Below are 23,830 nucleotides of genomic sequence, written 5' to 3' on the forward strand. Positions count from 1 at the left end.
CCGTCTGAAAGATATCTTTTCTTTTCAGACGGCCTCGCCGTTATCTACTTCTATAAAAAACACATCATGCATATTGTCGTTATCCCCTCTTGGTATCCTTCTTCCGAAACCGACGTGGACGGAATCTTTTTCCGCCTCCAAGCCCAAGCCCTGCAACGCGAAGGCATGAAAATCGGCATGGTCGTACCCATGTTCCGCTACTTGAGAAGCCAGCCGAAAACCATCTTCTCGCGCTTCTACGGCCTGCGTCGCCATCAGCAAGGCGGACTCAACACTTACGCCTACGACAGCATGTATTTCTTCCCGCGCTGCCCGGTTGTCGATATCGACCGCATCCGCTGGGTTAATGCAGGCATGAAAGCTTTTGAAGCCTATATCGCCGACAACGGTAAACCCGACGTAATTCACGCCCATTGCGTCAACTATGCCGGCATTTTGGCCTGCGCCATCTTCAAAAAATACGGCATTCCCTATGTGATTACCGAACACAGTAGCGCCATTTCACGCGGCCTTGTCCGCAAAAACCAATGGCCGTCCATGCACGAAGCCGTGCGCCACAGCGCCGCCCGGTTCGCAGTCAGCCGTGATTTCTGCCGCATTCTCGAAAAAACCTACGCCGGTACAGACTGGCAATACCTGCCCAATATGCTGGGCGGCAATTTTGAACAGGATTTCGAGTTCCCCGAAAAAAACAATCAAGACTTCACCTTCTGCAGCGTCTCCCATCTGCGCCACCTCAAAGGCCACGACCTGCTCCTGCCTGCTTTTGCCGAAGCACTCAAAACCTATCCGCAGCTCAAACTCAAAATCGGCGGCGGTGGCGCAGAAGAAGGCCGTCTGAAACAACTGGCAAGCGACTTGGGCATCAATCACGCCGTTACCTTTACCGGCGCATTAACCACCGACCAAACCTTAGATCTCATGCGCCACAGCAACGCATTCGTCCTCGCCAGCCGTACCGAGACCTTCGGCGTCGTCTATATCGAAGCACTGGCACAAGGTTTGCCCGTTATCGCCACACGTTGCGGCGGCCCCGAATCCATCGTCACATCCGACAACGGCCTGCTGGTGCCAATCGAAAACATACCGGAACTGACCAAAGCATTGCTCACCCTCTACGAAAACCATGCACAATACGATCCCGTCCGCTTGCGCCAAGATTGCCTGCAACAATTCGGCAGCCGTGCCATTGCGCAACACCTGATCGACACCTTCCAAAAAGTGCTTAATAAGTAGGCATAAACCATACAGGCCGTCTGAAATCCTTCAGACGGCCTGCCCACTTCCAACAAGACAAATCTAGTGTAAAATTAAGACAATAACTAAACTTTTTGATTTAAAATCAGTCAAAGAAAAAACTGTTACCTATAATAATATCCCTACATACATTATGCGCTATTACGGAACGATTACTCGCTGGAACAACAAGCGCGGCTTCGGAGCCGCTACCATAGAAGATACAGGCCAAGAAATCTTTCTTGCCCTTGCCGCCTTCACCACCCTTACCCGCCTTCCGGCCGAAGGGCAACACATCTCCTTCAACATCACAGAAGGCCGACGCGGCCGCAAAGAAGCCGAAAACGTCTGCTTCGCCCTCGATTGCGCCGACTGCTTCGATGTCCTCGTCCCTCCCCCCGAAAAACCCCTCGCAGGCAAACAGGCCATCATCGGCCTGATTGCCGTTATCTTCGTCTGCAGCATTTTCGCCGCCTTGTGGTACGGCCTCCACTTTTCCGATAACAAACCGGAAGAGCCAGCCGTCAAAAAACAAGAAACTATGGTTCACGAAGTAGCCGCCAAAATCGAAGCCGAACGCAAAGCATGGCGCGATGCCGTCAACGGCAGCAACCAACGCTCGGGGCAGCCTCAACGCACCAAAGATGATGCGTCGAAACAATAATAATATTTATATCAGATTAAAATCCTTTTATATCAAAACCTTTTTATCAAAATTTCAAATATAGCAAGCCAACGTTAAAAAACTGCCTTCTGCATATTTAATGCACGAAGGCAGTTTTTCATTGAAAATAAAAACACTTCAATTTGCCATGTTCAAAATATGCTTCTCTGACGCTATCCATCCAGATAGAAATAAGCACCATGTATAAAACAAATCCAAACTACTCAAATACTCCATATTTTAATCGTCAATAAAATAGATTTATTGATGCAATCAAATATACCCAATTTGAATCTGATTAAAATATAGCCCTTTCAAATTTAACAGAATATTTTCAAAGACTTAATTTATCTCTGAAAAAATATAAACAAACTTGAGGCACACTCTAAACAGTTTGTTAACAGTTTATTAAATAAAAGCATTTGACACGCTATTACGTAAGACTATACATATTACCCTGACTTAATTCCTCTTAATTTTTGATAACATTTTGTTTTATATATTGTATCTTTCCTACAACATCAAAAAAATATTCAAAAATATCAAAATACATAATATCTTGATTTCATAAAAGAAATATTTAAATTTCATTATTACCCTAATAGTTTCCTCCTACACTTTCTATCTTATCTGTTTGTTTATGTATGTATTTGTTGTAGAATTTTTTTTGACCGTAAAAGTCATTAACCAGATTTAACCGATATTCAAATACTTAAGGATTCAAACTTATGAATACAAAAATCAAAACGACAGCTTTGGTTTGCGCCGCTTTGTTCGCGGTAACTGCATGTAGTAGCAATGGTGAGAGCGGTCCAGATATCAACCCTTCTAATACGATTACTCCTTCTAAACCTACAACTCCAGCTAAACCAACTACTCCTGAAACTCCGGCTAAACCGACCACTCCTGAAACTCCGGCTAAACCGACCACTCCTGAAACTCCGGCTAAACCGACCACTCCTGAAACTCCGGCTAAACCGACCACTCCTGTGACTCCGGCTAAACCGACCACTCCTGTGACTCCGGCTAAACCGACCACTCCTGTGACTCCGGCTAAACCGACCACTCCTGTGACTCCGACTAAACCGACTACTCCGACTAAACCAGCTAATCCTGTAACTCCGGCTAAACCGACCACTCCGTCTCAACCAACACCTAGCACAGCTGTTGGCGGTAATGCAATGACTTCAACAAATGCATCCTATAACACTGCAAAATACGTTACTCCTCAAGGCAAGATGAATGCTAGTGTTACCATTGACGGCCGTAAAATTGATTTATCAAAAGCCAATGCAGCATTTATCTTCTATAGAGAAACTGCTCCTACCGAAGATAAAATGTCTACCCGTCAAACTGTCTTGAGCGGACGTAAATACAGCCATGTTCAATTCGGTGCACAAACTGTCGGCATTATTAGCCCTACTTATCAACCAACACTTCATCATGATTCTTTTGCTATTGGTAATATTACGCCAACTAGTGGTGCAGATGCTATGCCAACTTCTGGTAAAGCATCTTATGTCGGTGATGCCATTCTGCTTCAAGGTGCAGCTTATACAACAAGCACATCTAAATTTAATGTTGATTTCGGTCGTAAAACCATCTCAGGCCTGATTGGTTATGTAAATGATATTCCTGTTTCCGGTAAAATTTCCGGCTCATCCTTCAGCGGCGAGCAAGACGGTATCCGTATGAAGGGGAATTTCTTTGGCCCTAAAGCTGCAGAACTAGGCGGTGTCTTTAGTGCTGAGCATGATGGTGGTGTTTACCAAGGCTCTTTCGGCGCGAAAAAACAATAATCTGCCGTTTTCAACCGTCCGGCATCTGCCGGGCGGTTTGTTTTACCAAGAGGCCGTCTGAAAGAATTTTTACCATGTTCAAACGCCCCAAAACGAAATAAAAAATATGCGCTATCCAACTTTGGCTTTAATTTTATGCGCTGCGGTACACTATGCCTCAGCTGCGCCCACACCACACGATGAAATTCAGCCCGATCTAAACCATAATCAAATCCGCCAGGCTGAAAAACAAACTCTGCAAGAAGACAATCAGGTTGAGCAACAACAAATTTCCATGTCATCAGAAGAATTGCTCCAACAACCTGAAATCTTAACCGATGCAATGGATACCGCCCTTGCACGCCAAAATATTGACAACATCCGTTTCCTATTGCCACTCTATCGTCGCATGACCGGACACGACGAAACCATGGCTTCCTATGCAGGTGCGATTCTTTCCCGTGCAGATGGAAAGTACAAAGCAGCAGAACAGGATTTGCGGAATATCCTTGCCAATCATCCTGACTACTCTCCTGTACGCCTACAATTGGCATTAACCCTTTCACAAGACGGAAAAATGCGTGACGCAGCAAAAGAGTTACAGGAAGTCCGCAAAACTCCCGACCTACCTGAACCAACACTGCAATACTTGAATGAATTTGATAAATTTCTGAAGAAAGATAAATCTTGGAATTTTGACGGTAACATTTCCTACGTTCGCGACAATAATATTGCCCGAACACCGCGCGAACGTGTGTACGGAGGTTTTGAGTTTGAAGCACCTCGTACAGCAAACGGTATTGCCTACGATGTTTCTGCACAAAAAAATACTCCGCTCAATGGATATTGGGTCTGGAAAAAAAACCTTTCTGCCGGTGGCAAATTTTATTGGGATGCGCATGATTATGATGATTTAACTGTGCGTGCTGAAACCGGTGCCGGCTGGCGGAATCATACTCAGGAAGTCTCCTTATCGCCATTTTATGAAAAGCGCTGGTATGGTACAGAGCCCTACTCCAATACATCAGGCGGTATTTTGCGCTATTCACGTGTGTTATCGCCCAAATGGCAAGTATTCGGCGCATGGCAGTCCGGCTACCGTAAACATAAAGAAAGAAAATTCTTAAACGGTGCAAACCATATTGCCTCTATATCAACCCTCTATTATCGTAAGAGTGGTGAATATTTCGTATTTGGCGTGGGCAAAGGATACAACAGTGCGCATGACCGTTCTGATGCCTATAAATATGAAAATCTGCGTGCAGGCTGGACAAAAACATGGGGCAAGTCAGGCAAGCTTGTTACTTCACTCAATACCACTGTACAGTACCGCCGCTATCAGGCAGAAGATATTTTCAATATCAAACGAAATGACCGTGAAACCTACGTCCATTTATCAGTGGGTCATAAAAAGTTGTCCTGGAAAGGCTTTACTCCACGCCTGAACTGGGGTTGGACACATGTCCACAGCAATCATTTTTATTACCGTCAAAACCAGCATCGTTTGTTTATCGATATTTCCAAACAGTTTTAGAGTGGAAGTGAATAAAAAGGTCGTCTGAAAACTATACCAAAAGTTTTCAGACGACCTTTTTATTGCTTTAAGGAAAAATTAAAGTTCTCCCCATTCAGGCTCACTTAATTGTGTAACTAGCTATCAGAATTTCTCAATCGTCAGCCTTTGTTCTTACCTCAATTCGGCTCCGCCATTTCCAACGCCTGTTTGATGTCCACGGCGACGATGCGCGATACGCCTTTTTCCTGCATGGTTACGCCTACGAGCTGCTCTGCCATTTCCATGGTCAGGCGGTTGTGGGAGATGTAGAGGAACTGGGTTTGCGCCGACATTTCTTTGACCAGGTTGCAGAAACGCGAGGTGTTGGCGTCGTCCAGCGGGGCGTCGACTTCGTCCAGAAGGCAGAAGGGGGCGGGGTTGAGGCTGAACAGGGCGAACACGAGGCTCATGGCGGTGAGGGCTTTTTCGCCGCCGGAGAGGAGGTGGATGGTGCTGTTTTTCTTGCCGGGCGGACGCGCCATGATGGACACGCCGGCGGTCAGGAGGTCGTCGCCTATCATTTTGAGGGTGGCTTCGCCGCCGCCGAACAGGGTCGGGAAGAAGGTTTGGACTTTGCCGTTGACGGCGTCGAAGGTTTCTTTGAAACGCGCTTTGGTTTTGTCGTCGATTTGGGTGATGGCTTCTTCCAAAAGGGTGATGGCTGCCTGCACGTCTTCGCTCTGGCTGCGGTAGTAGCCGTCGCGTTCGCGCGCTTCTTCGAGTTCTTGCAGGGCGGCGAGGTTGACAGCGCCGAGGGCTTCGATTTGCTGGGTGAGGCTGCCGATGCTGCTGTTCAACACTTTCGGCGATTCTTTCGCCAACGCTTCGAGCGCATCCAAATCGGCGGCGCGTTCGGTCAGGTTTTGATGGTAGCGTTTGGCGTTAATCAGGGCTTCCTGCTGCTGCAACAGGGCGGTTTGGGTGGCGGCCTGAAGCTGCGGCAGCTTGGTTTGCAGGGTTTGTACGCGGGCGTATTGTTCCCTGCCCTGCTCCTGAATCTGCGCGAGTTTTTCCTGTACGGCGATGTATTCTTCGTCCAGCGTGTGTACGGCTTCGGTCAGCTCGTCGAGCTTGATGTGCTGCTCGTCGTTTTGGAACTCGGTTTCATAGGCGAGGGCAAGCTCTTGCTGGCGTTCCTGCCAGTCCAGGGTTTGCTGTTCGAGCCGGGCGATTTGCTGCTGGTAGTTTTGTTTTTGCTGGTTGAGCTTGTGGACGGCGACTTCGGCCAGCCCGTATTGGCGGTTGGCTTCCAACAGGGCAAGCTGCGCCTGTTTCAGACAACCTTGCTGCTCCTGGCGGCTGTGCGCGGTGGTTTGCTGTTGGTGTTCGAGTTCGGCGGCGGCTTCCTGCAAAGTAGCGATGTCGTCTGAAAGCCCGTCGGACGTGTGTTGCAACACGGTCTGCTCTTCCGCCAACTGCGCCAGTTCGCGCTCGATGTGTTCGCGGCGGATTTGCCCTTGGTTGGTACGCGCCAGAAGTTCGGCGGCGCGTTGCTGCGCTTGGCTGTATTGGCGCGTGTGCTGCTGTTGCTGCTGCATCAGGTTTTTGTGCTGCACTTCGGACGAGCGCACGGCGGCCTCCGTCTGTTTGAACGCGGCTTCAGCGGCGGAGAGTTCGGGGGCGAGGTTGTCCAATTCGGACACGATGCCGTCAAGGCGTGCTTTTTGGGCAATCAGGCTTTCCTGCTCAGGTTTAGCATAGAGCAGGACGCTGACTTTATCAATCTGATGACCTTCGGGCGTGAGCCAGATTTGATGCGTGCCCAAATCGCTTTGATTCGCGAGGGCGTAGCTCAAATCGGGCGCGCACAATACGCCGTCGAGCCAGTGGTGCAATGCCGTCTGAAACGGCGGCTGCGCTTGGATTTGGTTCAACAGTGCTTGTACGGGTAGGGATTTTTTGATGCCGCCGGAAAGGTCGTCTGAAAGCCATGCCGCCTGTCCCTGCGGCAAAGGCGTAGGGGGAACGAAGCCGTGCGGCACGGCGCGAGCGTGCAGGCGTTCGGCAAGGATGACGGACAAGGCGTGCTGCCACTCGGCGGGCGCGGTAATGTGTTGCCACAGTTGCGGCGCGGCGGCGTGGTCGGTTGCCTGCCAGAAGTCGGCGGCTTCCTGCTGTTGCGACAGGATTTGCGACAACGCCTGCTGCTGCGCCTGCAAGGTGATGTGTTGCTGCTTCAGGCTTTGGAAGCGGTTTGAGGCCGTCTGAAACGCCTCACGTGCGGCGTGTAAGGCTTCTTCGGCGGCAATGATTTGTTCTTCGTAATGCTCTTGCTGGCTTTGCAACAAGGCGGCGGCTTCCTGCGCGGCGGCGGTTTCCGCTTCGTCGGGCAGGTTCAGGGCTTGGTTTTCCTGTTTCAGACGACCTTTGCGCTCTTCGTGCTTGGCAACGGTTTGTTCGGCATGGGCAAGCTGCTGCTGCTTCAACGCCAACTCGCGACGGATGCGGTTTGCCTCGTCCTGCTGGGTTTGGAAGGCGGCGTTGAGCGTGGCTTGGGCTTCTTCCAATTCGGGCAGACGCTCTTCGTGTTCGGCAACCTGCATCGCCCACTCTGCCAATTCGGTTTGCTTTTCTTCCGCCTGCAACTCGTTTTCTTCAAGCTGCACGCGGATTTGCTGCTGCTCCTGATGGATGCGCTGAATCTGCGCCTGTGCCGCTTGTTTGTCGCGTTCGATGCGTTGATGCAGGTTTTGCTGATGGCGGATTTGTTCTTCCAAACGGGCAATCTGCTCGCGCAACACGCCGCGTTTGTTGCTCAATTCGTGTACCGCCTGCTGCTGCGACTGTTCAGCGGTCTGCAAGGTGTGTACTTCGTCGTTTAATGCCTGAACCTGCGCGGCGGTTTCGTCCTGCTGCGCCTGCAAAGACTGATGCTGCGCGGTCGCTTTGTCGGCAGCGGCAAGCGATTGCTGCCATTGGGCGTAATCGAGCAAATCCTGTTGCTGGTTCAACTGCGCGGTCAGGGATTTGTAGCGTTCGGCGGTTTCCGCCTGTTTCTCGAGCTTTTCCACCTGACGCGCCAACTCGTTCTGCAAATCGCCCAAACGCTGTAAATGCTCGCGTGTGCCTTTCAGACGGCCTTCCGTCTCCTTACGGCGTTCCTTATATTTGGACACGCCCGCCGCCTCCTCGATATAGGCGCGCAACTCCTCCGGCCGCGCTTCGATGATGCGTGAAATCATCCCCTGCTCGATGACAGCATAACCGCGCGCGCCCACGCCCGTACCCAGAAACAAATCAGTAATGTCGCGGCGGCGCACGGTCTGATTGTTGATGAAATAAGTCGATTCTCCCTGACGCGTTAGCTGTCGCTTGATGCTCACCTCGGCATACTGCCCCCACGCCCCCTGCAAACTGTGGTCGCTGTTGTCAAACACCAGTTCCACCGAAGCCCTCGGCGCAGGACGGCGCGTCGCCGCACCGTTAAAAATCACGTCCTGCATACTCTCGCCGCGAAGCTGCTTCGCCGAAGCCTCGCCTAACACCCAGCGCACCGCGTCAATCACATTCGACTTTCCGCAGCCGTTCGGCCCGATGACCGCAACAAGCTGCCCCGGCACATGAATCGTGGTCGGGTCGGTAAAAGATTTGAAGCCGGAGAGTTTGATGTGGGTCAGGCGCATGGCAATGTTTCGAATCGGAAAAGAAGGCGTATTTTAACGGAAATACGCTTATCCGTTGAGAGAAAAGCATCCAGAAAGTCCGACTGCTTTTTTATCTTCAAAAGGCCGTCTGAAAAGTTTGTTAAAAAGAAACAGACTAGCTATCGAACTCACTAAAATATTCAAAATAAATTCATATAAAACAATTAACTAAGAAAATATCCACCCAACCACCTTCCCTTTGATTAATTTTTGTACAGAAATGCAAACAAACTGTTTATTTTTTTATGATTTATGGTTATTATCAGATATTAAAGGTTTAAAAATCAGATAAACGATCTCTCCGACCTTTTCATCAAGCGAATAACTATACAGGGAATCTCATGTCAAATATCCAAACCAAACTTAAAACCATCGTTTTTACAGCCATCAGCGCAGCCATTTTGTCCGCATGCGGTGGTGGCGGAGGCGGCGGTTCATCTGCTTTAAGCACCGGCGCGACTCCTACCAATAATACCGGCAACTCTGCTGGCAACAATGGCAATCCTACCAACAATAACAGCAATGCCAACACTCCGAAAGCTCCGTCTACTACGCTTACTAACAGTGCCGACAACCTCGCCAAACTGACCGATGAAGCTCCAATCGATCCGGCCAATGTTAGCCAGCCTTTGCACACACATTTCATCTCCTCCAAAGGTGCACAGCAATCCAACCCTAACGTACAAATCCGCAAAGATGCCGCAGGCAAAATGTTCCAAACAGACAATCAAGACCGTAACCAAAATGGTCTGATCAGTTCTATTGACTTTAACAGCAATGATGAAGTCAAAATGGACGGCGTTGTGTTATTTAACAAGACCACTGATGGCAACGCAACCCAACCTACATGGACAAGCTACGCTTCTGTTATTGCCAAAGTATATTCAAAAGGCAATACTCAAACTGATGTCAGCGAACAAACGGGCAAAGAGAAAAATACCGAATTCGCATACGGCAAATCAACTTTGGATGAACGTATTGTTGAACTTCATAAAAAGTTAAAAGCTGAAGAAGAAAATCTAAAAAAAGAACAAAACTCAGAGTCTGGTCAAGTTGATCATGACAAAATAAAGGAAATTAAAGCTAAAATCGAAGAATTAGACTCTTTATACAAAAAAAGCCTGCAACATCGCACTAGTCTGGCAACCTTTAATAAAATTGACAGCGATAATTTAGCCTACTTCCGCACCGATAAAAATGGCTTAGTTTTTGATAAACAATTCGACGGTGTTTATGTCATCAATTTTGATGACGGCACCAAAATTGTGTTGCATGATCCTTCCGCAGCCGGCTGGACATATCAAACCTTCGCACATTACACCGACCCTAAAGGACATGTATACCAAGGCTACCAAAGCTTGGGCGATGAAACTGTCTTCACTACCCTGCCTGCAAAAGGTACAGCCACCTACAAAGGTATTTCCACTGCCTATGTGGTTACCGACAAGAACAATCGTCAGTTGACTTCCAATGTCATGGCTATCGTTGATTTCGGCCTCAAAGGTGTCCGTTTTGAAACGTCAAACTCACACTTCCATACTTTGGAAAATGGTAAGCGCGTATCCGAAGCAGATAAAAACTACGATTTCAAAGGTACGGCAAGCTGGAAAGACGGCAACCTCTTCTCCGGTAAAGTCAGCACGGCCGATGACAAGTTAAGCGGCAACCTGAACGGCAAATTCTACGGCCCCAATGCTGCAGAAATTGGCGGCACTTACGGCTTGAAAAATAAAGATGCAACCGAACACTTAATCGGTGGCTATGGCGCGAAACGTCAATAAACCCGCCTAAACAAAAGGCCGTCTGAAGTTTCAGACGGCCTTTTGTTTTTTAACTTGAATTACACCGATACGGCTGCTTTGATATGCGGATGCGGATCGTAGCCTTCCAATTCGAAGTCTTCAAATTTGAAGGCAAACAAATCTTTGACTTCAGGATTGATTTTCATGGTCGGCAGGCTTCGGAAATTGCGGCTTAATTGCAGTTGGGCCTGCTCGATATGGTTGCTGTACAAATGCGCATCGCCAAACGTATGGATAAACTCACCGGCTTCCAAGCCGCATACTTGCGCCATCATCATGGTCAACAATGCGTAGCTGGCGATGTTGAACGGTACGCCAAGGAAGATATCGGCGCTGCGTTGGTAAAGCTGGCAAGACAGCTTGCCGTTGGCAACGTAAAACTGAAACAGCGCGTGGCAAGGCGGTAAGGCCATTTCGTCGACCAAAGCCGGATTCCATGCCGATACAATCAGACGGCGCGAGTCGGGATTTTTCTTGATTTGTTCCACCACATTGGCAATTTGGTCGATATGGCGGCCGTCGGGAGCGGGCCAGCTGCGCCATTGGTAGCCGTAAACCGGGCCTAAATCGCCGTTTTCGTCCGCCCATTCGTCCCAAATGGAAACGTTATTGTCTTTCAGGTATTTGATGTTGGTATCGCCTTTGAGAAACCAAAGCAGCTCATGAATAATCGAACGCAGATGCAGTTTTTTGGTGGTTAACAGCGGAAAACCTTCACTCAAATCAAAACGCATTTGGTAACCGAACACAGACCGCGTGCCGGTGCCGGTACGGTCGGATTTGTCGATACCATTGTCGAGAACATGGCGCATAAGGTCGTGATAGGCTTTCATGTGTTTCCTTAGATGTATGTGTTGTGGGAATTTCTTGTGTATTGTACCGAATTTTCAGACGGCCTGCCTCTCTGTCTTCAATGGGGCAACCTTCCCCATATTCGCGTAGTACACTCATTAACAATGTTGACAATTTAGCGCTAATTTACACAAATTTATGAGCTGAATTAAATTTTTACAAAAAAATTTTCAACATTTTCTAGTTTAATTACTCAGCATTTTATTTTTAATAAAATATATTTAAGAAAATATATTTAAATATTTTTAATTAAATTTGAAATATAATTCCATTTTTACAAATTGGTAAAAAAATAATGTCAACAATCTAGGCAAAATTTTCCTTGGCAAGTAAAATTTTTACAGCTATATTTCAAAACATAAATATTGAAACATCTCACTCAATAGGAGTTGAAAAATGACTGACCTGAACACCCTGTTTACCAATCTTAAACAACGCAACCCCAACCAAGAACCCTTCCACCAAGCTGTTGAAGAAGTGTTCATGAGCCTCGACCCGTTTTTGGCGAAAAACCCGAAATACACCCAACAAAGCCTGCTTGAGCGTATTGTTGAACCGGAGCGCGTGATTATGTTCCGCGTTACTTGGATGGACGACAAAGGCCAAGTCCAAGTCAACCGTGGTTACCGCATTCAAATGAGTTCCGCCATTGGCCCTTACAAAGGCGGTTTACGTTTCCACCCGACCGTCGATTTGGGCGTGTTGAAATTCCTCGCTTTTGAACAAGTCTTCAAAAACGCGCTGACCACCCTGCCTATGGGCGGTGGCAAAGGCGGTTCCGACTTTGACCCTAAAGGCAAATCCGATGCCGAAGTAATGCGCTTCTGCCAAGCCTTTATGACCGAACTCTACCGCCACATCGGCGCCGACACCGACGTCCCTGCCGGCGACATCGGCGTAGGCGGCCGCGAAATCGGCTATCTGTTCGGCCAATACAAAAAAATCCGCAACGAATTTGCTTCCGTCCTGACCGGCAAAGGCCTCGAATGGGGCGGCAGCCTGATTCGTCCTGAAGCCACCGGCTACGGCTGCGTGTATTTCGCCCAAGCCATGTTGGAAACCCGCAACGACAGCATCGAAGGTAAACGCGTGTTGATTTCCGGCTCCGGCAACGTGGCGCAATACGCAGCCGAAAAAGCCATCCAACTGGGTGCAAAAGTATTGACCGTTTCCGATTCCAACGGTTTTGTCCTCTTCCCTGACAGCGGTATGACCGAAGCGCAACTGGCCGCTTTGATCGAGCTGAAAGAAGTACGCCGCGAACGCGTCGCCACCTACGCCAAAGAACAAGGCCTGCAATACTTTGAAAACCAAAAACCGTGGAACATCGCAGCCGAAGTCGCCCTGCCTTGCGCCACTCAAAACGAATTGGATGCAGATGCCGCCAAAATCCTGCTGGCAAACGGTTGCTATGTGGTTGCCGAAGGTGCGAACATGCCGTCAACTTTGGGCGCGGTCGAACAATTTATCAAAGCCGGCATCCTCTACGCTCCAGGCAAAGCGTCCAACGCCGGCGGCGTAGCGACTTCAGGTTTAGAAATGAGCCAAAACGCCATCCGCCTGTCTTGGACTCGTGAAGAAGTCGACCAACGCCTGTTTGACATCATGCACAACATCCACGAATCCTGCCTGAAATACGGCAAAGTCGGCGACAAAGTGAACTACGTCAATGGTGCGAACATTGCCGGTTTCGTTAAAGTTGCCGATGCCATGTTGGCGCAAGGTTTCTAAACCCCTATCCAGCCAAACTAAAGGCCGTCTGTTTTCAGACGGCCTTTTTCTTTTCATGCAAATTTTATACGCCCAAATAACCTTCCCTACTGGAAAGCCATCTTGCCAAATGCGCTTCGACGATTTCAGGGTTTTGTTCGATCAACAATGGGGCAATTTCGCGCGCTTGTTCTAAAAGGTGTAAGTCTTCTTCAAGGTTGGCAAAACGCAGCATGGGAACGCCGCTTTGACGCGCACCGAGAAATTCGCCCGGGCCGCGGATGTTGAGGTCTTGGCGGGCGATTTCAAAGCCGTCGGTGTGTTCGTAGATGACTTTTAGCCGTGCTTTGGCGAGTTCGCTCAAGGGTTCGGCAAAAAGGAGGACGCACACACTTTCTGCCGCGCCGCGCCCTACCCGCCCGCGTAATTGGTGCAACTGCGCCAAGCCCATGCGCTCGGCGTGTTCAATCACCATCAGGGCGGCGTTGGGCACATCTACGCCGACTTCGATGACGGTGGTGGCGACCAATACGTTCAGACGACCTGCCGCAAATTCCGCCATAACTTCGGCTTTTTCGGCGACCTTCATGCGCCCATGTACTAAGCCGATGCGGAGTTCGGGCAAGGCCGTCTGAAGCTGCTCGAGGGTTTCGGTAGCGGTTTGCAGTTGCAGGGTTTCGCTTTCTTCAATCAGCGGGCAGACCCAGTATGCCTGCTGCCCTTTGCGACAGATGTTGAGGACGAAGCCTTCGACTTCGGCGCGGCGGACGTTGTTGACGAGGCGGGTTTTAATCGGGGTGCGCCCGGGCGGCAATTCGTCGATGACGGACACGTCCAAGTCGGCGAAAAAACTCATAGCGAGCGTGCGCGGGATGGGCGTGGCGGACATCATCAACTGGTGGACGTCGCGCCCTTTGTTTTTGAGGGCGAGGCGTTGGGCGACGCCGAAGCGGTGCTGTTCGTCCACAATCACCAAGCCGAGATTTTGAAACTCGACGTCGTCTGAAAACAGGGCGTGCGTGCCGACGGCGATTTTGACAGAGCCATCAGCCAGTTTGGCTTTGGCTTCGTCTTTGGCTTTTTTGCGCTGGCTGCCGGAGAGCCAAACGACTTCGAGTCCTAAAGGTTCGAGCCATTGTTTGAACTTGATGAAATGCTGTTCGGCAAGGATTTCGGTCGGCGCCATCACAGCCGCCTGCGCGCCGGATTCGATGGCGGTCAGCGCGGACAAGGCGGCGACGATGGTTTTACCGCTGCCGACATCTCCTTGCAGAAGGCGGTGCATGGGATGGGTTTGCGCCATATCGCGGCGGATTTCGGACACGACTCTTTCTTGGGCATCGGTCAGGGCAAACGGCAAGGCGTGGCGCAGGGCTTGGGTCAGCGTGCCGTCGCCGCCCAATGCCGCCGCCGTACCGCTGACATGCTTCTGCCGCGCCAGCCGCATGGAAAGCTGTTGCGCCAAAAGTTCGTCGAATTTGAGCCGCTGCCATGCGGGCAGCGCGCCGTCGGAAAGCTGGTGGATGGTGAAACTCGGCGGCGGCGAATGCAAAAGGCGCAGACTTTCGGCGAGGTGCGGCAGTTTCAGACGGCCTAATAAGGCATCGGGCAGCGTGTCGTGCAGCGGCGTAACGTCTAACGCAGTCTGAATGATGCGGCGCAAAGTGGGCTGGTTCAGGCCGTTTACGGTCGGATAAATCGGCGTGAGGCTTTCCGCCAAACCGCTGCTCTCGGCATCGCGGATTTTGGGATGAATCATCTCGTCGCCGTAAAACCCGTGTTTGATTTCACCCACGGCGCGAATGCGTTTGCCGGCCGCCATCTGCTTCTGATGGCTGGCGTAAAAGTGGATGAAGCGCAGAAAAAGGATGCTGCCGGAACCATCGGCGATTTGAACAATCAGCTGTTTGCGCGGTTTAAATGTCACTTCCTGATGAATGACTTCGCCCTCGACCTGACACGGCACCCCGATCGGTGCATCCTTAATCGGCATAATGTGCGTCTCGTCCTCGTAACGCAGCGGCAGGTGCAACACCAAATCCCATGCAGTATGGAGGTTGAGCTTGTCGAGCTTCTTGGCAGAAACATCAGTAATTTTGAGCTGTTTTTGGGTTTCGGGCGTCATCTTAAAAGGCAGCTGATTTAAAGTTTGCTGTATTTTATCCGAAAACAAAAAGGCCGTCTGAACGCAATGTTTCAGACGGCCTTCAAAGCTGAATACTTGAAACAAATGAATATTTGAAAATACGCCGGCTATCGAATCAACTTCAGCCATTGTTAGGAAACAGCTTTCAAAAAAGAAGGATATTCAACCCATACTTTTATCAGGAATTTAGCCAATAATGTTTACATACCAAATAATGATCCATTCACTCTAAAAATGCCAATCCAATTTCAATTTGACTGTCCGCGGTTCGCCATAGAAATTGTTTTGACCTCGCGTACGGTTGTAGTTGTTTTCAAAATACGTCCTGTCAGCCAGGTTCGTTCCTATCAGGCTGATTCTGCCGTGTTTGTGGAAGTCATATTGAACAAAGCCATCTATAAGTCCGTAGCCCCCTTGGCGAATATTGTAAAGGCTACTTGTGCGACTTTGCGCGGATATTCCGCCACCCAAGGTCAATTTAGTTTGAGGCAAGCGGTAGCTTGTACCGAGGCGGAACATATGTACCGGCGTGAAGTTACTGAAGTTATACGGGTCGGCAGTCGTGTTTTTCTCCAACCTCTCCGCATTGACTTCTGCAGCATTTTTATACTTACTTTTGTTATATGTGTAGCCAACAAAAATACGCCAGTTTTCCGACAATTCGCCAGCCAATTCAAGTTCTGCACCGCTGCTCTTAACCTTACCCACAGGTTTAGCGATGGTTTGGAATGAACCTCCGTTACGACTAGTATCGGGAACAAATCCGAAATCGACAACGGTACGGTTTTTCTGCTGTAAGACAAACAAGGCAAGCGAAGCATTCAGACGGCCTTGCAAGAACGACCCTTTCCAACCTATTTCATAGTTAGTCCCGATGAGTGGTGGAAGAACGGATTTGCTGGTTACATCAACGTTATCCTGTTGTTTAAAAATCTTAGTATAGCTGGCATACAGGCTTTGTTGCGGTGTCAGGTCGTAGGTAATGCCGGCATATGGCGTGAACCTATGACTTTGCATTTTTGAGGTGTAGTGTTCTTTGTCGATTTTGTTACTGCTCTCAGTTTGGAATGCCGTAGCAGGCTGGCCGTAGCGTACAGGCATTTCTTTGGCTTGTGTGGTTTCATAACGCGTATAGTGTATACCGCCCAAGAGATGTAGGCGGTTGGTTGCATTAAAGCGGGTACTGAAAGTCAAAGAATGTGTTTTATTCGTGTTAAGGTATTTCGAATAATTGTATAACGCCGGAACATGATCATCTGCAACCTGAACAGTTTTCCACAGCGGCGTTTTCAGATATTGGTTTGCCCATTTCAAATTTCCCTCTTCATCCCGCTCCTGTATTTTGTTTCCATTTGCATCCAATTCGTAAACAGGATCTTGCACCATTACGCGCTCACCATTGTCGTTGACTGTCCAGACAGGCTTGCCCTCCGCATCCAAACGGGGAGTATATTTGGTAACATGCGCGCCACTGCATTCCGGCACATAGATCTTGTTATTACCTTTTTCGTTATAAATATGCCAATCTGGTTCGACAATGCCTTTTTCTAAAGGATTACGCTCCGGACCATCGGGATGAATGCCGCAACTGCCTGCACCCGCATAACCTTGAGGACGGACAAAATAACGGTTTTGATATATTTCCGTATAGGCAGAACGGATTTTTTCATTGTTATACGTATAACCGACAAAGAAATCATGTTCACGCCCAAGCAGGCGGTAGTTACCTGTCAGATCCAGCTTAAAGCCCCATTGCACATCGTGTTTGGTATAGTGCAACGGCATGAAGTTGTAACGGCGGTTATATGTGTGGCGAAGATTGTATGCTGAGTCGTATAGACGGTTGGGAAACAGGCCTTCTGCATTGTTAATAATGCCTTGCTTTGCAAGCTCCTTATCAACAAACTCTTTTTTATCTACTTCTACACCCGGATCCTGCCAGTCGTTGCACAGGAAATCCAAACCAATGTCCTGCATACATTGATTAAAACCTGCCCGACGTGCTGCCGCCCTTTGGGAGCGATATTGTTCAAAAGCAGATGCATCGAAATGATGGGCAACGTAATCTGCTTTTTTCTCTTCATATGTTTTAGTGACGCCATCACGATATTCTTTTAATTTTGCCAACGCCTTGTCTTTAGGCTCAAAAGGAATAACCTCCCCCTTTTCAGTTAGGAAACCCGTAGCCTCAGATGCTGAAATACCTGCCGCGTGTTCGTTTTTCAGAAAAAATTGTCCGACTTTGGCATCTGAATCATTACGCGTATAAGAAATTTCGGCATTGAGTTGCCATCCATTGTCAAAGACATGTTTGAAACCGGAAAAAATATTGTATTTATCAGCATTCAGGCGTGACCATGAGGTTTCACCCAAATAAGTTTTACGTGGCAATTTCAAAGGATTGTTACAGGCTGGACTGGAGCTAAAGGCCGCAGTTTTTTGATCCTCACAAGGTAAAATTACGCCGGCAAAATCGGGAATGTCTTTATTTTTCTGATAAGTACCCCCCAAAGTCAGCATACTGTTATCACTCAAATCCGTATCGATCACGCCATAAACCATGTCTTTCTTGTTCCATACACCCTCTTTAAAAGAACGGTGATCCTCATGAACACCAACCAGCCTACCGCGTACCGTATGTTCATTATTCAAGCTTCCAGATACATCCAAAGCCAAACGCTTGCTGCCCCTATGGTCAGTACTGATTTCACCTGTATGCTTAAACAGAGCTGTTGGCCGCTTACGGATTAAATTAATGGTTCCACCTGGTTCAGAATTAGACTGAGTAAGACCGGTTGCACCTCTGACAACCTCAATGTGATCATAAACAGCAAGGTCTGTACTGGGTGAGACATCGATTTTTGCCGTATAGCCCGAACGTCCAGACACATTAGTGGTAATACCGTCTTCACCAATCTGATCAACATAGAAACCGCGAGACAAAAAACGAGTTTGTAGGCCCGAATCGCGAACCACGTTGATTCCCGTAGTGTTTTTCATTGCATCTTCTAAAGAATATATTGCTTTATCATCTAGCTGCCGACGCGTCATTACGCTCACCGACTGCGGCGTATCCTTGCCTGAAATACGCAATCCAGTCGCCGTTGCCATCGTTCCGATTGTATAAGACTGACTGCGCTCGGTATTCCTTTGTGCCTGCCGTTTGCCACTGACCTTGACCGTATCCATATCTACATGTTCAACTTCTTGATGTCCTGTATCTGCAAAAACAGTTTGGCAAGGCAGTACTAATAACAAACAAATTGTTTTCATTTGAAAATCAGGTTTCACAACTATTTCCTTAATTAATAGAATCTACTTACCTACTTGATAAAAATTATAATTTATTAATTTTAAATGATATTTAATCTATAAAATTAAAATATAATAGTAATGATAGGCGGAATCATTATATACCTGATGCATTAATATATGAACTTTTTGTTATAGATTTTTTCTTATATCCTGATTTTTAGATAAAAAAAGGCCGTCTGAACGCAATGTTTCAGACGGCCTTAATTTAGGTATAACGCGATTAAGCGTTAGCTTCCTGTTGTTGTTGGTAGATTGCTTCGAAATTGATCGGAGCAAGCAGTACCGGTGGGAAGCCGGCGCGGGTTACACTGTTGGAAATGGCTTCGCGTGCGTAAGGAAACAGGATGTTTGGACAAGCAACGCCCAACAGCAGTTGTACGTCTTCTTCAGGAATGTTTTCCAAACGGAAGATGCCGCTTTGGGTAACTTCGTTCAAGAACATGGTGCGCTCTTCGTTCAGTTTGGCAGTCACGGTCACGGTAACGTCAACGCTGTAGAAGCCGTTTTCCAGTTTGGTGTTGCCGGTAGAAACGCGCATATCGACTTCAGGCTCGCCTTGTTCCAAGAAGATTTGTGGTGCGTGAGGCACTTCCAAAGACAAGTCTTTTACATACAGACGCTCAACGCTGAATACGGGTTGCAATTCTTCGCTCATTTTATTTTCCTAAGTTAAGGGTTAAGGATTCAGTAATTCGTCCAACTTGCCTTCCTGCTGCAAGCGGTACAAATCAGTAAAGCCACCGACATGGGTGTCGCCGATAAAAATCTGCGGCACGCTGCGCTGGCCAGAAAGCTGCTGCATTTCGGCAAAAACTTCCGGATTGCCGTCGATGCGGATTTCGTTGATTTCTTTCACACCCACCGCCTGCAACAGCCTTTTCGCCATGGTACAGTACGGGCAATATGGACCGGTATAAACAGTAACGGTTTGCATGATTTCTTCCAAAATACCAATGTTCATGACTATATGGGCATAGGTGCTATTTTACAAGTATTCCCGCCGTACGGTTGTAAAAAACATTCAGACGGCCTCTTAGCCATAAACATTTGTGCAGATGCGGAAAAACCATAATTAAAGTATGATAAGCGCTTTCGCAGAATGATTTTTGCCATTTGTTTTTTGGAGAAGAACACATCGCAAAAGTTTTTCTATTCAAAATCAGGTATCCCCATGCTTTCAGGAATCCCCATCCCCAAGGACGCCGTTCGTCCGCCCGAAACTGTCCTCGTCAACATCACGCCGCAAGAAACGCGTGTGGCTGTTTTGGAAGAGAACAATATCTGCGAGCTGCACATCGAGCGCAACAGCGGCCATAGCTTGGTCGGCAATATTTATTTAGGCGTCGTCAAACGCGTCCTCCCTGGCATGCAAAGCGCGTTTATCGATATCGGTTTGGAACGCGCCGCGTTTCTGCACATCGTCGACGTCCTCGAACAACGCCGCAACCCGGACGAAACCCAACGCATCGAACACATGCTCTTTGAAGGTCAGTCTGTCTTGGTTCAGGTCATCAAAGACCCCATCAATACCAAAGGCGCGCGCCTTTCTACACAAATCTCACTGGCCGGCCGTTTCCTCGTCCATCTTCCGCAAGAAGACCACATCGGCATTTCCCAACGCATCGAGGACGATGCCGAACGCAGCAGCCTGAGGGAGCGCCTCAACAACCTACTGCCCGAAAACGCCTGCCACGGCTACATCATCCGTACCAACGCCGAAAACGCTTCCGATGACCAACTGCAATCAGACATCAACTATCTGACCAAAGTGTGGGAACACATTCAAAAACAGGCGAAAATTCAGCCGCCCGAAACCCTGCTGTATCAAGATTTGCCTTTGAGCCTGCGCGTTTTGCGCGATATGTTCAGCCTCGATACGCACAAAATCCTGGTCGACTCGACTGAAAACCACCGCCGCATGACCCATTTTGCCGAACAATACGTTCAAGGCGCATTGGGAAGAATCGAATTGTTCAAAGGCGAACGCCCCCTATTTGAAACCCACAACATCGAGCAGGAAATCGCCCGCGCCCTGCAACCGCGCGTCAACCTCAACTTCGGCAGCTACCTCATCATCGAGTCCACCGAAGCCATGACGACCATCGATGTCAACACCGGCGGCTTTGTCGGCGCGCGCAATTTTGATGAAACCATCTTCCGCACCAACCTCGAAGCCTGCCACACCATCGCCCGCGAACTTCGCCTGCGTAATCTCGGCGGCATCATCATCATCGACTTCATCGATATGGCGCAGGAAATCCACCGCGAAGCCGTCCTGCAAGAGCTTGCCAAAGCCCTGAGTTTCGACCGCACCCGCGTCACCCTCAACGGCTTTACCAGTCTGGGCCTTGTCGAACTGACCCGCAAACGTTCGCGTGAAAACTTAAGCCAAATCCTCTGCGAACCCTGCCCTTCCTGCCAAGGCCGGGGCCGTCTGAAAACGCCGCAAACCGTGTGCTACGAAATCCAACGCGAAATCGTCCGAGAAGCGCGCCGCTATGATGTCCAAGCCTTCCGCATTTTGGCCGCTCCGAATGTCATCGACTTGTTCCTAGACGAAGAATCACAATCGCTGGCGATGTTGATAGACTTTATCGGCAAACCGATTTCGCTGGCAGTCGAAACCGCCTACACGCAGGAACAATACGATATTGTGTTGCTCTAAAGATAAAAGGCCGTCTGAAAACTTTTCAGACGGCCTTCTTTCTTGTTTGAGCAAATAAAGATTACGGTTTCACTACTTTACCGTTGATTTTGACGGAAGTCAGTTTCAGATTGTAGGTTTTGCCATCATCGGTATAACTGATTTGCGCAGGGATATTGTCGATATCGGAAGCAAACGAGTAAGTAACGGTATCGTCGCCGCGGCGGACGCGATATTTGCTCACAGGCGTTGTACCGCCGTTCAGTTTATAGCTTTCGTTGCCGATTTTGTTCATGCTGCCGACTGTGTACAGTTTTTTACCGTTGGTAATTTTCAAACCTGACGGCAGGCGTACGTCATTGGCGGCCAGTTGCCATGCCAAAGTGAACAAGTCCATGGCCGGGCCGGATTTTTCGGTTTTCAAATCACCTGCTTTGCCGTAAGTGATGTTGCCGCCGGAGAATTTGGCCTCTGCATAGACTTTGCCGCCGCGTACATCTTTGTAGTAAGACGGATTCAAGGTCGTGCCGTTGATGCTACCGCCGGATTCAAAGCGGATATTGTAAAGCGGTACTTTGATGGTAGAGACGATTTTGTATTGGTTGCCGCTGCGTGTGAAGGTCATGGTCGCAGGAATACCGTAGCTGCCTGAGTATTGCAAAACGGCAGATTGCGGCAATTCGGCGGCTTGCGCGCCGATAGAGGCTGTGAGCAGGGAAAGTGTCAGCAGGGTTGTTTTAATCGGATTCATGATGTTTTCCTTGTGTGTATGGTGTTTCAATCAAGCCAGCAGGCTTTGACCGGCGGCATTGCGTTGTGCATTCAAAACGCGGTTGCCTTCGATTTTCAGACGGCCTGCAACAAAGTCGGCAACGGCTTGCGGAAACAGCTGGTGTTCAACCGTCAGCACGCGTGCGGCAACGTCGTCGGCGGTATCGCCGTCCAAAATAGGCACAATGCCTTGCGAAATAATCGGGCCGCAATCCAGCTCAGGGGTTACGAAATGGATGGTGCAGCCTGCCACTCGGCAACCTGCTTCCAATGCGCGTTCGTGGGTATGCAAACCGGTAAAGGAAGGCAGGATGGACGGATGGATATTGATCAGGCGGTTTTCATAATGGGCGCAGAATTCCGGGGTTAAAATGCGCATGAAGCCCGCCAATACCACCAAATCCGGCTGATAGGCATCGATTTTCTCCATCATGGCCTGATCAAATGCCAGACGCGAGTCGAAGTTTTTATGGTTCAAACTGTCGGTGGCTATACCGCGCTCTGCCGCCCATGCCAATCCGGCTGCGGTCTCGTTGTTACTCAATACGGCTGCAATGTTGGCATCGGGAATATCGGCATTCACAATCGCCTGCATATTGCTGCCGCGTCCGGAAATAAGGATGACGATATTTTTCATCATAATTCCTTGTTGGTTTGGAACAAAGGCCGTCTGAAACGGAATTTTTTCAGACGGCCTTTTATCCGTTGTTTAAGGGCGTAAGCCTTGATTCGGATTATTGAACTTTTTGTACGTCAACTTGTACAGGTTGTTGTGCAGCGGCATCAGGCGCGCCGACTTTAACCAGTTTCACGTCGAATACCAAAGTGGCGTTCGGGCCGATTTTATCGCCGGCACCCACTTCGCGGTAAGCCAATTTAGCCGGGATATAGAATGTTGCTTCGCCGCCTTCTTTCAAGAGTTGGATACCTTCAGTCCAACCTGGAATGACTTGGCTTACAGGGAAGCTGACTGGGCCGCCGTTGGCTTTGCTGCTGTCAAATACGGTACCATCAATCAGACGGCCTTCGTATTCAACGGTAACCATGTCGTCTTTAGTCGGTTTTTTACCTTCGCCTTCTTTGGTGATTTTGTATTGCAGACCGGAAGCGCTGGTTTTCACGCCTTCTTTAGTCGCGTTTTCTTTCAAGAACGCTTCGCCTTTTTCCAAGTTTGCTTTGGCATCTTCAGCACGTTTGGCAGCCGCTTTTTCTTGTTGCTCTTGCAGGAATTTCATCATCACTTCCTGAGCTTGGGCTTCAGTCATTTTGACTTCTTTGCCCTCGAACATGGCTTCCATGGCTTCGGTGAAGACTTTCAAATCGATTTCTGTGCCTTGGTCTTTCATTTGTTTCAATGAACGGCCGATGTCCACACCCATTGCGTAGCTGGCTTGTTGGGCAGTAGAACCGATGGCGGAAGCATCTGCAGTCGCATTTGAAGCTGCGGAAGCAGCAGGAGCATCTTTGGCGGCAGTGTCTTTTTGTTGGTTGCAAGCAGTCATCGCCAACAGAGCAGACAAAGCCAATGCGCTGAATTTGAAAGTTTTGTTCATGATTATGTCTTTTCCGGAAAGGTCAAAAAAGGGGATTATAGCTGAGTTTGATTGAAATGGAATCAAGGTGGATTAAAATTTGTAAAGGCTCTTATCAAAAACATCAAGGCCGTCTGAAAACAGGTTTCAGACGGCCTTGTCTTAACTATCGGTCAACCGA

General features: G+C 48.8%; 16 protein-coding genes. 7 read left to right on the top strand and 9 right to left on the bottom strand.

All coding sequences use genetic code 11. The features are described 5' to 3' along the window. Window positions 1-66 precede the first annotated feature (66 nt). The 4 genes from O3681_RS04585 (at window position 67) to O3681_RS04600 (ending at window position 5,212) form a co-directional block, all read left to right on the top strand. Window positions 67-1,236, top strand: a complete 1,170-nt coding sequence (locus O3681_RS04585; protein ID WP_371459385.1) for a glycosyltransferase — start codon at window positions 67-69, stop codon at window positions 1,234-1,236. A gap of 154 nt (window positions 1,237-1,390) precedes the next feature. Continuing rightward, window positions 1,391-1,900, top strand: coding sequence for a cold-shock protein (locus O3681_RS04590; RefSeq protein ID WP_371459386.1), 510 nt, complete (start codon window positions 1,391-1,393; stop codon window positions 1,898-1,900). A 728-nt stretch (window positions 1,901-2,628) separates the two neighbouring features. Continuing rightward, complete coding sequence (locus O3681_RS04595) at window positions 2,629-3,699, top strand: transferrin-binding protein-like solute binding protein (RefSeq protein ID WP_371459387.1); 1,071 nt, start codon at window positions 2,629-2,631, stop codon at window positions 3,697-3,699. Window positions 3,700-3,805: 106 nt separating this feature from the next. Then, complete coding sequence (locus O3681_RS04600; RefSeq protein WP_371459388.1) at window positions 3,806-5,212, top strand: surface lipoprotein assembly modifier; 1,407 nt, start codon at window positions 3,806-3,808, stop codon at window positions 5,210-5,212. Between the two features lie 158 nt (window positions 5,213-5,370). Here the strand turns inward: O3681_RS04600 and smc are convergent, their stop codons facing one another. Beyond that, the gene (gene smc, locus O3681_RS04605) at window positions 5,371-8,856 is read right to left on the bottom strand and encodes a chromosome segregation protein SMC (RefSeq protein ID WP_371459389.1); all 3,486 of its coding nucleotides are present in this window, start codon (window positions 8,854-8,856) and stop codon (window positions 5,371-5,373) included. A 362-nt stretch (window positions 8,857-9,218) separates the two neighbouring features. Between smc and O3681_RS04610 the strand changes: the two genes are divergently transcribed. Continuing rightward, window positions 9,219-10,658, top strand: coding sequence for a transferrin-binding protein-like solute binding protein (locus tag O3681_RS04610; RefSeq protein WP_371459390.1), 1,440 nt, complete (start codon window positions 9,219-9,221; stop codon window positions 10,656-10,658). A gap of 59 nt (window positions 10,659-10,717) precedes the next feature. Here O3681_RS04610 and O3681_RS04615 read toward each other — a convergent pair whose 3' ends face one another. Next, window positions 10,718-11,512, bottom strand: coding sequence for a thymidylate synthase (locus O3681_RS04615; protein ID WP_371459391.1), 795 nt, complete (start codon window positions 11,510-11,512; stop codon window positions 10,718-10,720). A gap of 415 nt (window positions 11,513-11,927) precedes the next feature. Between O3681_RS04615 and gdhA the strand changes: the two genes are divergently transcribed. Continuing rightward, entirely contained in the window at window positions 11,928-13,262 is a 1,335-nt protein-coding gene (gene gdhA / locus O3681_RS04620) for an NADP-specific glutamate dehydrogenase (RefSeq protein ID WP_003745850.1), read from the top strand. 64 nt (window positions 13,263-13,326) lie between these two features. Here gdhA and recG read toward each other — a convergent pair whose 3' ends face one another. The 4 genes from recG to grxC all read right to left on the bottom strand — a co-directional run bounded on the left by recG (window position 13,327) and on the right by grxC (window position 19,636). Beyond that, window positions 13,327-15,366 carry an ATP-dependent DNA helicase RecG gene (gene recG, locus O3681_RS04625; RefSeq protein WP_371459392.1) on the bottom strand — a complete coding sequence of 680 codons (2,040 nt, stop codon included), beginning with the start codon at window positions 15,364-15,366 and terminating at the stop codon, window positions 13,327-13,329. A gap of 249 nt (window positions 15,367-15,615) precedes the next feature. After that, a complete protein-coding gene (locus O3681_RS04630) occupies window positions 15,616-18,660 on the bottom strand; it encodes a TonB-dependent siderophore receptor (RefSeq protein ID WP_371459476.1) in 3,045 nt (1,014 codons plus the stop codon). A 262-nt stretch (window positions 18,661-18,922) separates the two neighbouring features. Further along, window positions 18,923-19,357 carry a protein-export chaperone SecB gene (gene secB / locus O3681_RS04635; protein WP_300482012.1) on the bottom strand — a complete coding sequence of 145 codons (435 nt, stop codon included), beginning with the start codon at window positions 19,355-19,357 and terminating at the stop codon, window positions 18,923-18,925. Between the two features lie 21 nt (window positions 19,358-19,378). Beyond that, window positions 19,379-19,636, bottom strand: a complete 258-nt coding sequence (grxC, locus tag O3681_RS04640) for a glutaredoxin 3 (protein WP_003684090.1) — start codon at window positions 19,634-19,636, stop codon at window positions 19,379-19,381. Window positions 19,637-19,873: 237 nt separating this feature from the next. Between grxC and O3681_RS04645 the strand changes: the two genes are divergently transcribed. Then, window positions 19,874-21,367: a ribonuclease E/G gene (locus tag O3681_RS04645; RefSeq protein ID WP_371459393.1), complete on the top strand. Its 1,494-nt coding sequence runs from the start codon at window positions 19,874-19,876 to the stop codon at window positions 21,365-21,367. Between the two features lie 61 nt (window positions 21,368-21,428). On the opposite strand, the gene O3681_RS04650 is transcribed toward O3681_RS04645, so the two are convergent. From O3681_RS04650 to O3681_RS04660, 3 genes are all read right to left on the bottom strand, one after another. After that, a complete protein-coding gene (locus O3681_RS04650; RefSeq protein ID WP_036491758.1) occupies window positions 21,429-22,097 on the bottom strand; it encodes a DUF3108 domain-containing protein in 669 nt (222 codons plus the stop codon). A gap of 30 nt (window positions 22,098-22,127) precedes the next feature. Beyond that, a complete protein-coding gene (purN, locus tag O3681_RS04655) occupies window positions 22,128-22,754 on the bottom strand; it encodes a phosphoribosylglycinamide formyltransferase (RefSeq protein WP_049322704.1) in 627 nt (208 codons plus the stop codon). 97 nt (window positions 22,755-22,851) lie between these two features. Next, window positions 22,852-23,670: an FKBP-type peptidyl-prolyl cis-trans isomerase gene (locus O3681_RS04660; protein WP_003745836.1), complete on the bottom strand. Its 819-nt coding sequence runs from the start codon at window positions 23,668-23,670 to the stop codon at window positions 22,852-22,854. Between the last annotated feature and the right edge of the window lie 160 nt (window positions 23,671-23,830).

Origin of the sequence: Neisseria sp. 27098_8_158 (assembly GCF_041433145.1) — a bacterium.
Lineage (GTDB): Bacteria > Pseudomonadota > Gammaproteobacteria > Burkholderiales > Neisseriaceae > Neisseria > Neisseria subflava_E.